This is a genomic window from Mycolicibacterium sp. Y3 (genome assembly GCF_051188035.1).
Lineage (GTDB): Bacteria > Actinomycetota > Actinomycetes > Mycobacteriales > Mycobacteriaceae > Mycobacterium > Mycobacterium fluoranthenivorans.
Map to the genome: position 1 here is coordinate 2520884 of NZ_JAVQLT010000001.1, position 15244 is coordinate 2536127.

A 15244-nucleotide genomic window follows, 5' to 3' on the forward strand; every position below is an offset into this window, starting at 1 on the left:
GGTCCAGGGCGTGCGAGCGCCGCGGTGATGTCGATAGCAAGGAGAAACAATGAGGTTCAGTCGGCTGATGGCAGTGGCCGGGGCGGGGGTACTCGTCCTGGGTGCCAGCGCGTGTTCGAGCACCGGTGGGAAACCTGACAGCAGCGGCGGTGGCATGGGGGCAGGAACGGCCGATACCGCACGCGCGACCATTGCCATGATCACTCACGAAGTTCCCGGCGACTCGTTCTGGGATCTGGTGCGCAAGGGCGCCGAGACCGCCGCCAAGAAGGACAACATCGAGCTGCGGTACTCCAATGACCCGGAGGCCCCGAACCAGGCAAACCTGGTGCAGACCGCCGTCGACAGCGGGGTCAAGGGCATCGCGGTGACGCTGGCCAAACCCGACGCCATGAAGGCTGCCATCGAGGCCGCGACCGCCAAGGGCATCCCGGTGGTGGCGTTCAACGCCGGTGCCGATGCCTGGCAGTCGATGGGGGTCAAGGAGTTCTTCGGCCAGGACGAGTACATCGCCGGGCAGGGCGCGGGCAAGCGCCTGGCGGCCGACGGTGCCAAGAAGGCCATCTGCGTCATCCAGGAGCAGGGCCATGTGGGGCTCGAATCGCGTTGTGCCGGTGTGAAGAACGCCTTCCCCGCCACCGAGGTGCTGAACGTCAACGGCAAGGACATGCCCTCCGTCGAATCGACCATCACCGCCAAGCTTCAGCAGGACCCCGGCGTCGACTACGTCGTCACGCTCGGTGCGCCGTTCGCGATGACCGCCGTGCAGTCGGTGAAGAATGCCGCGAGCAAGGCGAAGGTCGGCACCTTCGACACCAATGCCGCACTCGTGGACGCGATCAAGGCCGGCGACGTCCAGTGGGCGGTCGACCAGCAGCCCTTCTTGCAGGGTTATCTCGCCGTCGACTCGCTGTGGCTCTACATCAACAACGGCAACGTGCTCGGTGGTGGCCAGCCGACGCTGACGGGCCCGTCGTTCATCGACAAGTCGAATATCGACGCTGTTGCCGAGTATGCGAAAGCCGGTACGCGCTGATGAGCGCTCGCGCGAAGAAGGGACAACGCTGATGATGACCACCCAGGCCGATCTCAATCTCGACACCCACACCGTCGTTCGCGACGAGCGTGTCAAAGAGCAGAACCGGTTGCAGCGCTTGCTGATCCGTCCCGAGATGGGGGCGTTCGTCGGTGCGGTCGGCATCTTCATCCTGTTCCTCATCGTGGCCCCGCCTTTCCGCACCCCGGAAGCCCTGGCCACGGTCCTGTACGCCAGCTCGACCATCGGGATCATGGCCGTCGGCGTCGGCGTGCTGATGATCGGCGGTGAGTTCGACCTCTCCTCGGGCGTGGCCGTCACCACCTCGTCCCTGGCGGCGTCGATGCTGTCCTACAACCTGCACCTGAACCTGTGGGTGGGTGCGGCGCTGTCGCTGGCGATCGCGCTGGCGGTCGGCTTCTTCAACGGCTACATGGTGATGAAAACCAAGATCCCGTCCTTCCTGATCACCCTGAGTTCGTTCTTCATGCTCACCGGCGTCAATCTGGCCGTGACGAAACTGCTCTCCGGCCAGGTCGCGACTCACAGCGTGTCGGATATGCAGGGCTTCGATTCCGGCAAGGCCGTCTTCGCGTCGTCGTTCGACATCTTCGGGGTGTCGGTGCGCATCACCGTGTTCTGGTGGATCCTGTTCGTGGTCATCGCCACCTACGTGCTGTTCCGCACCCGGATCGGCAACTGGATCTTCGCCGTCGGCGGCAACCAGGACAGCGCCCGCGCGGTCGGTGTGCCGGTGACCAAGGTCAAGATCGGTCTGTTCATGGTCGTCAGCTTGTGCGCCTGGTTCGTCGGCATGCACCTGCTGTTCGCGTTCAACACCGTGCAGTCCGGGCAGGGCATCGGCAACGAGTTCTTCTACATCATCGCCGCGGTGGTCGGTGGCTGCCTGCTCACCGGTGGTTACGGCACCGCGGTCGGCACGCTGATCGGTGCGTTCATCTTCGGCATGACCAACCAGGGCATTGTCTACGCGGGCTGGAATCCGGACTGGTTCAAGTTCTTCCTGGGCGCCATGTTGCTGTTCGCGGTGATCGCCAACAACGTCGTCCGCAACTACGCAGCGAAGAGGTAGATCGATGAGCACAACCGCGCAAGCCCCCTTCGCCGAGACTCCCGCGGCCGGCGGCGCGCCACTGGTGGAACTGAAGAACGTCGGCAAGAGCTACGGAAACATCATCGCGCTCAAGGACATCAACCTGCGGGTGGGTGCCGGCGAGGTGACCGGTGTGCTGGGCGACAACGGTGCCGGCAAGTCCACCTTGATCAAGATCATCGCCGGGCTGCACAAGCCCACCGAAGGCGAGTTGCTCATCGACGGCACCTCGACGGTGTTCAACTCACCGAAGGACTCGCTGAACGCGGGCATTGCGACGGTGTACCAGGACCTCGCGGTCGTGGCGCTGATGCCGGTGTGGCGCAACTTCTTCCTCGGCAACGAGCTGCGCAGGAAGGGCCTGCTCAAGTCGCTGGACATTCCCGCGATGCGGGCCACCACGATCTCCGAACTGCACAAGATGGGCATCGACCTGCCGGACGTGGACGCGCCGATCGGTTCGCTCTCGGGTGGCCAGCGCCAGTGCGTGGCCATCGCCCGCGCCATCTTCTTCGGCGCCCGGGTGCTGATCCTCGACGAGCCCACTGCCGCACTGGGTGTCAAACAGTCCGGCATGGTGCTGCGCTACATCACCGCGGCCAAGGAACAGGGTTTCGGGGTCATCTTCATCACCCACAACCCGCACCACGCGCACATGGTCGGTGATCACTTCGTACTCCTCAACCGCGGTCGGCAGAAGCTCGACTGCACCTATGACGAGATCACGCTGGAACACCTCACGCAGGAGATGGCCGGCGGCAACGAGCTCGAGGCGCTCAGCCACGAGCTGGGCCGCCGCTAGCCTCACCCACGAACCCAGGACCCCGTCGGCCGGTGAGGTCGGCGGGGTCCTGCCTGCTTCGCGCGTTCACGGGAAGCTCGGCTCACCCCTCTCGCGCAGCCGTGCCGCATCCTGACCGGGCGGGGCTCCGAACAGCCGGCGGTATTCGCGGTTGAACTGTGACGGGCTGTCGTAGCCCACCCGGTGTCCCACGCCCGCGATGTCACCGGACCGCGCGACGAGCAGGGATCTGGCCTGCTGCAGCCGGATCCGCTTCTGGAACTGCAGCGGGCTCATCGCCGTGACGGTCCGGAACTGGCGGTGGAACGCCGAGACGCTCATCCCCGACATCTGTGCCAGATCCTCCATCCGGACCGGGACGGAGTAGTTGTCCCGCATCCAGGTGATCGCTCTGTTGACGTGTGCCAGTGTGCTGTCGGCGAGGCCGATCTGGCGGGCGATATCGGCCTGCGGACCGGTGAGCAGCCGCCACAGGATCTCCTGTTCGACGAGCGGACCGAGGACGGCGGCATCGGCGGGACTGGCCAGTAGGTGCAGCAATCTGGCGACGGCGTCGAGTAGTTCGGGACTCGCGTCACCGGTGGTGATCGCGGCCGTACCGGCCGCCGCGCGCGTCCGGGGCTGCGCGGGGGCCCGCAACAGCAACGCCGACAACGCCTCCGGGCGCAGCACCAGCCCCATTGCCAGCGAGGGATGTTCGGGGGTGGTGTCGAGGTAGTGACCGGTCACCGGCAGGCTCGCCGCGACGACCAGGCACTGTCCGGCCCGGTATTCGAACACCTCGTCACCGATCAGCAATCGCTTGCCGCCCTGCGCCATCACGACCAGCAGAGGATCGGTGAGCGAATAGTCCGGACTGCCGCCACCGGCCACTTTCGACAACAACAAGCCGTCGATCGGGGTACGCAGGTCGGCGCGGGCGTGCGTGTCGATCAGCCGCCGTATCTCGGCGAGGGACTCGGATGCGGTGCGCATGCCTCAAGCCAACCATGTCAATCACATGATCGGAGCCAACTGAGCAGGATTGTGCAAGAACTCGCGTGCATCTGTCTACCCGTACGACGCGGTGGCGGGTGGAATGGAGAGGACCAATTCCCTTCCTTGAGGAGCAATTCCATGTCACTCGACAGCTATGTCACCCTCGGCCGCGCCGGCCTGCGGGTCAGCCCGTTCGCCCTCGGCGCGATGACGTTCGGCGAGGATCCCGGTGCCGCGGGAACCAGCGTTGCCGAGTCCGAACAGATTCTGGCGGCGTATCTGGACCGGGGCGGCAACTTTGTCGATACCGCGAACTTCTACACCAACGGCCACTCGGAGAAGATCCTCGGAGACTTCTTCGCACGCAGTCCCGGTCGCAGGCAGCGAGTGGTGCTCGCCTCGAAATTCTTCGCCAACCTGCATCCGGGTGACCCCAACGGCGGTGGCGCGGGCCGCTCGGCGATCCTCGCGCAGCTGCACGAGACGCTGCGCCGCATGCAGACCGACTATCTCGATGTGTACTGGCTGCACAACTGGGACCGCCACACCCCGATCGAGGAGACCATGCGCACCCTCGATGATCTGGTCCGCGCCGGCACCGTGCGTTACATCGGGTTCTCGAACACACCCGCGTGGGTCACCGCTCAGGCGCAGACCATGGCCTTGCTGCGGGGCTGGACGCCGCTGATCGCCCTGCAGGTCGAGTACTCACTGCTGGCGCGCACGGTGGAAGGGGAGTTGGCCCCGTTGGCCGCCGATCAGGGGATGGCGCTGGTGCCGTGGAGCCCGCTCAAGAACGGCTTCCTGTCGGGTAAGTACCGCCGGGGCAGCGACGTCTCGGACTCCGCGCGCGCCGCCTACGTGGGCGGACCGAGCGAGGACGAATTCACCGTCATCGAGACGGTCGACGATATCGCGGGTGAGCTCGAAACAAGTTCCGCGGCAGTGTCATTGGCGTGGCTGCGGGCACGCGCCGGGACCGTGGTGCCGATCATCGGGGCGCGCCGCCTGGCGCACCTGGAATCCAACCTCGCCGGGCTCGATATCGCGTTGACCGCCGATCACCTGCACCGACTGGACCAGGTGTCGGCCCCCGCGCTGAACTACCCGGCCGACCTCAACGGGCAGATGCGGGCCACTCTGCAGTTCGCCGGTACCACGGTCGATGGGCAGGCCTCGGCGGTCTATCCGCCACTGCTGGCCAGCGCCGTCCGGTACTAGCGGGTGGGCAGGCCCGCGGCGTGGTACGCGGCATCGATCAGTGCCATATTGGCCACCGCATCGTCCGTGCCGAACGGCAGTGGTGCGCCGTGCTCGACATGCGCGGCGAACGCCTCCAGTTGGTAGCTGTAGCTGGGCCGGGTGCCCAGATGTTCGACGGTGGTGCCGGCCGCGGTGGTGAGTGTCAGCCGGTCGTCTTCGGCGGGATGGATGAAATCGTGCACCAGCACCTCACCGTCGGTGCCGGCGATCCGGAGGGTGAACGAATAGTTCTCGGCCACCATGGAATTGGCGGACAGCCCGCCGGCCCCGCCCGGGAACGCGAGGTCGATGTCACATCGGGCGTCCACGCCGGGGGAGCGTTCCTCCGCGTGGGCCCGCACCACCACGGGGTGGCCCTGCAGACCGAGGACGGCGAGCCTGCCCAGCGTGCGCATGATGTGCAGGCCGTAGCACCCCAGGTCCATCACGGCGCCGCCGGCCAGGTCCAGCGACCAGCGCGGGTCGTCCGCACCGGGTGCGGGCATCGCCATCCGCACCTCGACGGTGGTGATCGCGCCCAGGGTGCCGTCGGCGGCCAACCCGAAGGCACGTCGGGTCACCGGGTGGAAGGCGTAATGGAAGCCCTCCAGCACGGTGACGCCGGCGGCCTGTGCGGCCTCGGCGACGCGCTGCGCCTCAGTTCGATCGCGGGCGAAGGGCTTCTCGCTGAGCACCGGCTTGCCCGCGGCGATCGCCGCCAGGTTCCATGGGGCATGCAGGGCGTTGGCCAACGGGTTGTAGATCACGTCGACCTCGGGGTCGTCGATGACGTCCTGATAGGACTCGACCACCCGCTCCACCCCGTACTTGTCCGCGAAGTTCTCGGCGCGGCCGCGGTCCCGGGCCGCCACGGCCACCAGACGGTGACCGAGTTCGGCCGCGGGGCCGACGATCGCCACCTCGGCGATCCGGGACGCGCCGAGCACTCCGATGCGCAGGGCCATCCGCGCTACCGGCTCACAGGCTGTTCAGGTACGCGACACTGGCTCGCACGTCGGCGACCGGGCCGTCACCGGCCGGAGCGCCGTCGAGGATGGTGTCCTGCTCCATCACGAACCAGCCGTCGAAACCGTTGTCCTGCAACACTGAGACGATGCCTGCAATATCGACGTCACCCGTCCCCAACGGCGTGTACATCCCGGCCTTGACGGCATCGGTGTAGCTCAGCTCGCCGGACTGCACCTTGGCGGCCAGTGCCGCATCGACATCCTTGAGGTGGGTGTGCGCGATGCGATTCGGCACCGCCTTGGCCAGTTCCAGCGGATCGGTGCCACCGATGAGCAGATGCCCGGTATCCAGGCACAGCGGGATCGCCGAACCGGCCAGCACGCGGTCCACATCGTCGCGGGTCTCGACCATCGTTCCCACATGCGGATGCAGCACCGCGAGCAGGCCCCGTGCGGCGACGATGCCGGCCAGCCGATCCAGGTTGGACAGCAGTGTCGCCCACTGGTTCTCGTCGAGCACCGGGCGAGAGTCGTAGCCGTCGGATCCGGTGGCGGCGGCCAGCACCACGACCCCGGCGCCGGCGGCCACCAGTGACTCCAGGGGGCCGGCAAGGTCATCGGCCGGATCGTGGTCGGCGTTATGCAGTACGGCGGGGACGAACCCGCCGACGCAGGCCAGCGCATGCTGCGCCAGAACTGTTTTCAGCTCGTCGGTATCGGCGGGCAGAAATCCCTCCGGTCCGAGTTCGGTGGCGGTCAGCCCGACACCGCGCATCTCGGTCAGGACACGGTCGGCTTCGAGCTGGAAGCCCCACCCGGGGACCTCGCACACGCCCCAGGAAATGGGTGCACCTGCGATCCTCATGCGTTCCGGACCTCCTCGATGCGCACCGGGACACCCCGGCGCAGGGACTCGGTGGCGGCCTCCGCCAGCCAGGCCACCTCCACGGCGTCGGCCACGGTGGCGCCGGCGACCGGTCCGCCCTTGGCGACCTCCACGAAGCCCGCCAGCTCGGTCCGGAAAGCCTCGGTGAACCGGTCCATGAAGAAGTTGTGGGCGGGACCTGTCGGGAAGGTGTTGGCCGGATCCACATTTCGCAGCGGCGCACCTTGATCCCAGCCGGCGGCCACGCTGTCGTCGAACCCGTGCACCTCCAGGCGGCAGTCGTACCCGCGAGCGTTGTAGCGGGCGTTGGAGACCACGCCGAGCGCGCCGCCGTCGAACCGTACGATCACCGCGGCGGTGTCCACATCGCCGTACTCGGCGAACAACGGGTCACCCTGGACCGATCCGGTGGCGTAGACCTCGACCGGGTTCTGGCCGGTGATCCACCGGATGACGTCGAAATCGTGCACGGCGCAGTCGCGGAAGATACCGCCCGAACCCTTGATGTAGTCCAGCGGCGGGGGAGCCGGATCCATCGTGGTGCTGCGCACCGTGTGGATGTGGCCGAGCGATCCGTCGTCGACGGCCCGCTTGGCGGCGGCGAAGGCGGCATCGAAGCGGCGCTGGTAACCCACCTGGACCGGCACACCGGACGCGGCGATGACCTCGGCGACCCGCGCGCTCTCCGCTGCGGTGGAGGCGATCGGCTTCTCGCAGAAGGTGGGAATGCCACGTTCGACGGCGGCCAGGGTCAGCTCGGCATGTGCCGGGGTGGCGGCGGCCACCACCACGCCGTCCACACCGGAGGACAGCAGTTCTGCCACGGTGTCGACGGCCTTGGCGCCGTGCTTGGCGGCAACCGCGGCGGCCACGTCGGGCCGCTCATCGGTGATCACCAGACCGTCCAAACCTTCTAGGGCGGACAGGGTTTCGGTGTGGAACGCACCGATGCGGCCCAATCCGATCACTCCGAGGGTGGTCATGGAATTCTCCGTTCTTGCTGCTGATCGAGGATGGTGTCGAGGTCTTCGGGGTTCAGTTCGTCGGCCAACGCGGCCAGCACGATGTCGACCTGGCTGGGCGGGGCGAGGCTGCCGATCGGCTGATCACTGTCGAGATTGGTGGGGAAGGCGTAGCCCTCCGCGGTGGCGTTCACGGCATTGGCCAACTCGCGGTCGGTATGGCCGGCTTGCTTCATCGCCAGCAATGCCGGGTAGACGGCCTTCACCATCGCGGTCCGATCCAGTGCTTCCATCGCCCGCCCGAACGGGGACGAGATCTGCAGCAGGTTGGCCATCCGGCGGATATCGGCCGAGACATTGCGGCCCGCACCGTGATAGAGCGCTGGGTTGAAGAACACCGCGTCCCCCTTGCGCAGCGGCAGCTGCACCTGATGGGCGGCGAAGAAGTCGATGAAGTCCGGGCGGTAGAAGGCGATATAACCGGCCTCGAACCCCTGAGAGTAGGGCAGCAGCATGGTCGGCCCGCTTTCCAGCGGCATATCGCAGTGTGCGACGGCGCCTTGCAGGGTCAGGGCGGGCGACAGTCGGTGCAGATGGGCCGGATAGTCGGCCAGCTGATCGGCGTCGACGAAGCCGAGGTGATAGTCGCGATGCGGAACCTGTGCTGCGCCACCGGGATTGACCACGTTGACCTGGGACGTCACTTGATAGCGCGGTCCCAGCCAGGCTTGTGACACCAGGGCGAGGGTGTCGGCGCTGTAGTACTGCGCGAACACGTCGGGAGCGTGCAGTGCCAGCTTCTGAGCGGCGTTCCAGATTCGGTCGTTGGCGCCGGCCTTGCCGAAGTGGTCACCGACCGCGGCACCTGCGGCGTGTTGCGCGGCGATGATGTCGTCGAATGCGGCGCTCGCCCGATCCAGCACGCCATGGTCGAAGGCGCCCTCGAAGACGACGACGCCGGGGCCGTGGGTCAGGGCGCGGATCAGCTCGGACTGCAGTGCGCGGCGGTCGGCGGCGGCGCCGGCGTCCGCCGCGTAGATGAGCACGTTGCTTCGGACGTCGACGGCGTGCGGGTAGTCGGCCAGATCGGTTGCGCGTGCCACCTGGGCCTGAAAATCCCGCAGCGAGCAGTCGGATTCGGCGATCCACTCCGACTCGGAGCGGGTCAGCGGTGCAGCCATGACCGCCAGTCTTGTTGTGTTCTGTGCCATAATCAACGGCAAAAAGCCATCAAAAAACCCTCAGCATGAGGATGTCGAGTGCATCGCTACAAGGTTCGCGAGATTGCCCAGCAGTGCGGCCTCAGCGAGGCCACGGTCGACCGTGTGCTCAATGACCGACCCGGCGTGCGCGAGAACACCCGCGCCGAGGTCATGCAGGCCATCGCCGATCTGGACAAGCAGCGAGCCCAGTTGCGGCTCAACGGTCGTCGTTACCTCATCGATGTGGTGATGCAGACACCGCAGCGGTTCTCCGACGCGTTCCGTGCCGCGATCGAGGCCGAGTTGCCGGCCTTTGCCCCGGCCATGCTGCGCGCCCGGTTCCACCTCTGGGAATCGGGTTCGACCGACCAGATGGCCGAGGAGCTCGGTCGCATCAAGGGCAGTCACGGGGTGGTGCTCAAGGCGCAGGACGAGCCCGCGGTGGCCGAGGCGATCGACCGTCTGGTCGGCGCCGGGGTGCCGGTGGTGACGTACACGACCGATGTGCCCAACAGTGCGCGCTGCGCCTATGTCGGGATCGACAATCACGGCGCCGGTATGACCGCGGCCTACCTGATGGACCAGTGGCTCGGACCGGTGCCGTCGGGTGTGTTGATCACCTTGAGTCGCACGGTGTTTCGCGGTGAGGGAGAGCGCGAAGTGGGCTTCCGGTCCGGTTTACGAGGCACCGGCCGGGAGATCGTCGAGGTCAGTGACAGCGACGGTATCGACGCCACCAACGAACGGCTGGTACTCGACGCGCTGGCGAATCACCCGCACGTGGAGGCGGTGTATTCGCCCGGTGGCGGTAACACCGCGACGGTGGCGGCCTTCGACCGGTTGGGAAGGGTCTGCCGTGTCTTTGTCGGCCATGATCTGGATGCGGACAACCGGCGGCTGCTGCGGGACGGCCGCATGTCGGTGGTGCTGCACAATGACCTGCGGGCCGATGCGCGGCTGGCGATGCGGGTGATCCTGGCGCAGCACGGCGCGTTGCCGGCCGAACCCGTGCGCCCGACGCCGATACAGGTCATCACGCCCTACAACCTGCCTTCGTGAGCGAAGCTTGCGAGCGAACCATCCAGCACCGCGCGGCTGGAATCTGTTTCCTGGGCCGACCCGACTACGATTTCGCGAGAAAGTTAAGACATAAGGAGAGCCGTTCGATGACGCCGACGTTGGTCCCGGGCGTGACCGTGCTGGGAAACCTGGCGATCGACATCATCGACGGTGCCCCGCCGAGCCCCGGTGGCTGCGCCTCGTTCGCCGGGGTCGCACTCGAGGATGTCAGTGTGCTGGCGCACATCGTGGGAATGGGTGCCCCAGCCGACCATGAGCTGTTCGACGCGGTGCTCGAGCGTTTCGGGTCGATGGTGCGGTTCCTGCCGTCGGACCGGACCAGCGCTTTCCGCCTCGATTACGACGACACCGACCACCGCCGGATGTCGGTCGATGCCATCGGGCCGGTATGGACGGCCGCCGATATCGACACCGACGACCCGCGCACGACGTGGATCCACCTGGCACCGCTGATGCGGACGGACTTCCCGGCGAGCACGCTGGCCCATCTGGCCGCGCGCGGGCATCGGATCGCCTACGACGGACAGGGGCTGGTACGCGCCGACCGGCTCGGCCCGCTGACGCTGGACCGCAATTTCTCGTCCGATCTGCTGGGCCACCTCGATGTACTCAAGCTGGCCGAAGATGAGGCGGTCATCGTCGCCGACGGTGATTTCGACGCCGCGGCCGCCGAGCGGCTGGGGGTTCCCGAGATCGTGGTGACCTACGGCTCGGAGGGCTGCGATATCTATAAGGACGGCACCGTGGTCCGGGTGCCCGCCGCGTGGCGGGTGCTCGGCGTCCAGACCACCGGTGCCGGGGACATGTTCACGTCCTGCTACGTCGCCAACCGGGCCGACGGTGCCGACCCGCGCCGGGCCGCTGAGCTGGCCAGCGAGCTGGTGGCCAGGGAGTTGCAGAAGCGCGTCGAGGTGGGTTCGCCGGACCGGGTGTGACCCCGCACCGCGCCTGCTAAAGTTGACGGGTGTCAAGTTCGTCGAGAACAGTGTTATCGGTCAGCTACCGATGAGTAGGGCTTCCTTAGAGAATGTCATTCTCCAGAACGTGATCAACGCCACAAATGTGCAGATTGGTGCTGCTGTTCACGTCGCTGAACAGCGAGTTTTTCCGCAAGTAACCCGCGTGTCGCCGGATTGTGTGGCAAAAGCCACCCTAAGAGAAGTGCAATAATGGTTACCGGTAGTGACACCAAAAATCTTCGATGCAACGCCTCTCCTCGAAACAGCCAGAGTTGAGGGGGCGTGAAAGGCAGGGAGTCGTGGGCCAGAACGGCAATGGAGCCGCCCCGCGGCAGAAGCTGGAGAAAGTCGTCATCCGCTTTGCGGGCGACTCCGGCGACGGCATGCAGCTGACCGGTGACCGTTTCACGTCGGAAGCGGCGCTGTTCGGCAATGACCTTGCGACACAGCCGAACTACCCCGCCGAGATCCGGGCACCACAGGGCACCCTGCCCGGTGTGTCGTCGTTCCAGATCCAGATCGCCGATTACGACATCCTGACCGCAGGGGATCGTCCCGACGTGCTCGTCGCGATGAACCCCGCGGCGCTGAAGGCCAACGTTGCCGACCTGCCGCGCGGCGGCCTGATCATCGCCAACTCCGACGAGTTCACCAAGCGCAACCTGGCGAAGGTCGGCTACGACAGCAACCCGCTGGAGTCTGACGAGCTGTCCGACTATGTGGTGCAGTCCGTCGCCATGACGACCCTGACATTGGGCGCGGTCGAGGCGATCGGTGCCACCAAGAAGGACGGCCAGCGCGCCAAGAACATGTTCGCCCTCGGGCTGCTGTCGTGGATGTACGGCCGCGAGTTGGAAGCCAGCGAGGCCTTCATCCGCGAGAAGTTCGCCCGCAAGCCCGAGATCGCCGAAGCTAATGTGCTGGCGCTGAAGGCGGGCTGGAACTACGGCGAGACCACCGAGGCGTTCGCCGTCACCTACGAGGTGGCCCCGGCCAAGCTCAAGACCGGTGAGTACCGGCAGATCTCCGGTAACACCGCCCTGGCCTACGGTGTCGTGGCGGCCGGTCAGCTGGGCGATATCCAGGTGGTGCTGGGCACCTACCCGATCACCCCGGCCAGCGACATCCTGCATGAGCTGTCGAAGTACAAGCACTTCAACGTGCTCACCTTCCAAGCCGAGGACGAGATCGCCGGCATCGGTGCGGCCATCGGGGCGTCCTACGGTGGCGCCCTCGGTGTCACCAGCACGTCCGGACCCGGCGTCTCGCTCAAGTCGGAAGCCATCGGCCTGGCCGTGATGACCGAGCTGCCGCTGCTCGTCATCGACGTGCAGCGCGGCGGCCCGTCCACCGGCCTGCCGACCAAGACCGAACAGGCCGACCTGCTGCAGGCGCTCTACGGCCGCAACGGCGAATCGCCGGTCGCGGTGCTGGCTCCGTGCTCACCGTCGGACTGCTTCGACGTCGCCGTCGAGGCCGTGCGCATCGCGATCGGCTATCACACGCCCGTGATCATCTTGTCCGACGGCGCGATCGCCAACGGCTCGGAGCCGTGGCGGATCCCCGACATCAGCACCTACCCGGCCATCGAGCACACCTTCGCCGAGGCGGGCAAGCCGTTCCAGCCGTATGCGCGTGACCCCGAGACGCTGGCCCGCCAGTTCGCGATTCCCGGGACGCCCGGTCTGGAGCACCGGATCGGCGGCCTCGAATCGGCCAACGGTTCCGGCAACATCTCCTACGAGCCGAAGAACCACGACCTCATGGTCCGGTTGCGGCAGGCCAAGATCGACGGCATCACGGTGCCCGACCTCGAGGTCGACGACCCGACCGGCGACGCCGAGCTGCTGCTGCTCGGCTGGGGCAGCAGTTACGGCCCCATTGGCGAGGCCTGCCGGCGTGCCCGGCGCAACGGCATCAAGGTGGCGCACGCTCAGCTGCGGTACCTGAACCCGTTCCCTGCCAATCTCGAAGAGGTGCTTCGGCGCTATCCGAACGTGGTCGTGCCGGAGATGAACCTGGGACAGCTCGCTCTGCTGCTGCGTGGCAAGTACCTGGTGGACGTGCAGTCGGTGACCAAGGTCGAGGGCATGGCGTTCCTGGCCGACGAGGTCGAGGGCATCATCGGCGCGGCGCTGGACGGGTCGTTGCGCGAGAAGGAAACTGACAAGGCAAAGTTTGCGCGGCTGGCAGCTGCCACCGTGGATTCGGGTGTGGGAGCAAACGCATGACTGACCTCATAGGCGCGGACCTGGGCCTGACCGAAGCCCTCAGCAAGACGGCGCTGGTGCCGACGACGGACCAGCCGCAGAAGGGCAAGGACTTCACCAGCGACCAGGAGGTCCGCTGGTGCCCCGGGTGCGGTGACTACGTCATCCTCAACACCATCCGTAACTTCCTGCCGGAGCTGGGACTGCGTCGCGAGAACATCGCCTTCATCAGCGGTATCGGCTGCTCCAGCCGGTTCCCGTACTACCTGGAGACCTACGGGTTCCACTCCATCCACGGCCGCGCGCCGACGATTGCCACCGGCCTGGCGCTGGCCCGTCCGGATCTGTCGGTGTGGGTGGTGACCGGTGACGGCGACTCGCTGTCCATCGGTGGCAACCACCTCATCCATGCGCTGCGCCGCAACATCAACATCACCATCCTGCTGTTCAACAACCGGATCTACGGCCTGACCAAGGGGCAGTACTCGCCGACATCGGAGGTCGGCAAGGTCACCAAGTCCACCCCGATGGGCTCGGTCGACTACCCGTTCAACCCGGTGTCGCTGGCCCTGGGCGCCGAGGCCACGTTCGTCGGCCGGGCGCTGGACTCCGATCGCGCCGGTTTGACCGAGGTACTGCGGGCGGCGGCCAGCCACCGCGGCGCCGCGCTGGTCGAGATCATGCAGGACTGCCCGATCTTCAATGACGGCTCCTTCGATGCCCTGCGCAAGGAGGGCTCCGAGGACCGGCTGATCAACCTCAGCCACGGCGAGCAGATCACTTTCGGCGCCGACGCGCAGTACTGCGTGGTCAAATCCGGCTACGGCCTGGAGGTCGCCAAGACCGCCGACGTGGCTGCCGATCAGATCGTGGTGCACGACGCCACGATCGACGATCCGGCCTACGCCTTCGCGCTGTCGCGGTTGTCCGAACAGAACCTTGAGCACATGGTGACCGGCATCTTCCGCCAGGTCAGCAGGCCGACCTACGATGACGCGGCCCGCCAGCAGGTAGCCGACGCCAGGGCGGCCAAGCCGGGTGACACTGCCGCGTTGCAGGCGCTGCTTCGTGGCAAGGACACCTGGACCGTCGACTAGAGGCTGTTCTGCTCCTTCGCGGGCACGCTCTCCTCTAACGTCGTCTGGGTGACGTCACCTTCGCCACTGGCAGCAGTCGTGTTGGCAGGCGGGGCGTCCCGCCGCATGGGCCGGGATAAGGCAACGCTCGAGTTCGGCGGCCAGACGCTGGTCGAACGCGTCGTCGCCGTGGTGTCGCAGCGGTGCTCTCCGGTGTTCGTGATCGCCGCGCCAGGTCAGGCGCTGCCGGCGCTGTCCGCCGACATTCTTCGGGACGAGGTGCGCGGGGTCGGCCCGCTGCTCGCGACGGCGCGCGGGCTGCGGGCGGCCGCAGACACCGGTGCGCAGCGGGCCTTCGTCTGCGCGGTGGATATGCCCTACCTGTCCACCGACCTGATCGATGCGCTGGTCGCGCAGCCCACGGGCGCCGATGTGGTGCTGCCGTGGGACGGTCGGGACCACTACCTGGCCGGGGTGTACCGCACCGGGCTGGCGGATACGGCAGCCCAACTGGTGGCGGCGGGAGAGCGGAGCATGCGGGCCCTGGTCGATGGCACCGCCGGCGTCGACACCCACCGTGTCGTGCTGGACGAGCAACGCGCGCTGACCAACGTCAACACCGCCGCCGACCTGACCTGACCGGCGGCGAATTTGCGCCCATTCGGGTAGCAAATTGCGAATTAGAACGCCCCCGGGGTCGAATTTACTCAGGAGTGACGTTATTGGTCT

General features: G+C 66.7%; 14 protein-coding genes. 9 read left to right on the top strand and 5 right to left on the bottom strand.

What is annotated here, in order from left to right:
* The first annotated feature begins 49 nt into the window (after positions 1-49).
* From QN239_RS12290 to QN239_RS12300, 3 genes are read left to right on the top strand one after another with little or no spacing between them, the layout of a single operon-like run.
* Positions 50-1036, top strand: coding sequence for a sugar ABC transporter substrate-binding protein (locus QN239_RS12290; protein WP_499010603.1), 987 nt, complete (start codon positions 50-52; stop codon positions 1034-1036).
* A gap of 34 nt (positions 1037-1070) precedes the next feature.
* Entirely contained in the window at positions 1071-2129 is a 1059-nt protein-coding gene (locus tag QN239_RS12295; protein WP_499016718.1) for an ABC transporter permease, read from the top strand.
* A gap of 4 nt (positions 2130-2133) precedes the next feature.
* A complete protein-coding gene (locus QN239_RS12300) occupies positions 2134-2952 on the top strand; it encodes an ATP-binding cassette domain-containing protein (RefSeq protein ID WP_499010605.1) in 819 nt (272 codons plus the stop codon).
* 66 nt (positions 2953-3018) lie between these two features.
* On the opposite strand, the gene QN239_RS12305 is transcribed toward QN239_RS12300, so the two are convergent.
* The gene (locus QN239_RS12305) at positions 3019-3927 is read right to left on the bottom strand and encodes an AraC family transcriptional regulator (protein WP_499010607.1); all 909 of its coding nucleotides are present in this window, start codon (positions 3925-3927) and stop codon (positions 3019-3021) included.
* 141 nt (positions 3928-4068) lie between these two features.
* Here QN239_RS12305 and QN239_RS12310 point away from each other — a divergent pair, with 141 nt between their 5' ends.
* On the top strand, positions 4069-5151 hold the full coding sequence (locus tag QN239_RS12310; RefSeq protein WP_499010609.1) for an aldo/keto reductase: 1083 nt from the start codon (positions 4069-4071) through the stop codon (positions 5149-5151).
* Here the strand turns inward: QN239_RS12310 and QN239_RS12315 are convergent.
* Genes QN239_RS12315 through QN239_RS12330 form a run of 4 tightly spaced genes read right to left on the bottom strand, consistent with a single transcriptional unit; the run spans position 5148 to position 9169 of the window.
* On the bottom strand, positions 5148-6137 hold the full coding sequence (locus QN239_RS12315; protein WP_499010611.1) for a Gfo/Idh/MocA family protein: 990 nt from the start codon (positions 6135-6137) through the stop codon (positions 5148-5150). The two genes, QN239_RS12310 and QN239_RS12315, sit on opposite strands and share 4 nt — an antisense overlap.
* A 13-nt stretch (positions 6138-6150) precedes the next feature.
* A complete protein-coding gene (locus QN239_RS12320; RefSeq protein ID WP_499010612.1) occupies positions 6151-7005 on the bottom strand; it encodes a sugar phosphate isomerase/epimerase family protein in 855 nt (284 codons plus the stop codon).
* A complete protein-coding gene (locus tag QN239_RS12325; RefSeq protein WP_499010613.1) occupies positions 7002-8009 on the bottom strand; it encodes a Gfo/Idh/MocA family protein in 1008 nt (335 codons plus the stop codon). The genes QN239_RS12320 and QN239_RS12325 overlap by 4 nt, the downstream gene beginning before the upstream one ends.
* Positions 8006-9169 carry a phytanoyl-CoA dioxygenase family protein gene (locus QN239_RS12330; RefSeq protein WP_499010615.1) on the bottom strand — a complete coding sequence of 388 codons (1164 nt, stop codon included), beginning with the start codon at positions 9167-9169 and terminating at the stop codon, positions 8006-8008. The genes QN239_RS12325 and QN239_RS12330 overlap by 4 nt, the downstream gene beginning before the upstream one ends.
* Positions 9170-9247: 78 nt before the next feature.
* Here QN239_RS12330 and QN239_RS12335 point away from each other — a divergent pair, with 78 nt between their 5' ends.
* The 5 genes from QN239_RS12335 (at position 9248) to mobA (ending at position 15154) form a co-directional block, all read left to right on the top strand.
* Positions 9248-10249 (top strand): LacI family DNA-binding transcriptional regulator, encoded by a 1002-nt coding sequence (locus tag QN239_RS12335; RefSeq protein WP_499010617.1) that lies wholly within the window; start codon positions 9248-9250, stop codon positions 10247-10249.
* 107 nt (positions 10250-10356) lie between these two features.
* Positions 10357-11205, top strand: coding sequence for a PfkB family carbohydrate kinase (locus QN239_RS12340; protein WP_235632644.1), 849 nt, complete (start codon positions 10357-10359; stop codon positions 11203-11205).
* Between the two features lie 323 nt (positions 11206-11528).
* Complete coding sequence (locus tag QN239_RS12345; RefSeq protein ID WP_090353350.1) at positions 11529-13460, top strand: 2-oxoacid:acceptor oxidoreductase subunit alpha; 1932 nt, start codon at positions 11529-11531, stop codon at positions 13458-13460.
* Entirely contained in the window at positions 13457-14536 is a 1080-nt protein-coding gene (locus QN239_RS12350) for a 2-oxoacid:ferredoxin oxidoreductase subunit beta (RefSeq protein ID WP_090353352.1), read from the top strand. Before QN239_RS12345 ends, QN239_RS12350 begins: the two co-directional genes overlap by 4 nt.
* A 48-nt stretch (positions 14537-14584) precedes the next feature.
* A complete protein-coding gene (mobA, locus tag QN239_RS12355) occupies positions 14585-15154 on the top strand; it encodes a molybdenum cofactor guanylyltransferase (protein WP_499010620.1) in 570 nt (189 codons plus the stop codon).
* The last annotated feature ends 90 nt before the right edge of the window (positions 15155-15244 follow it).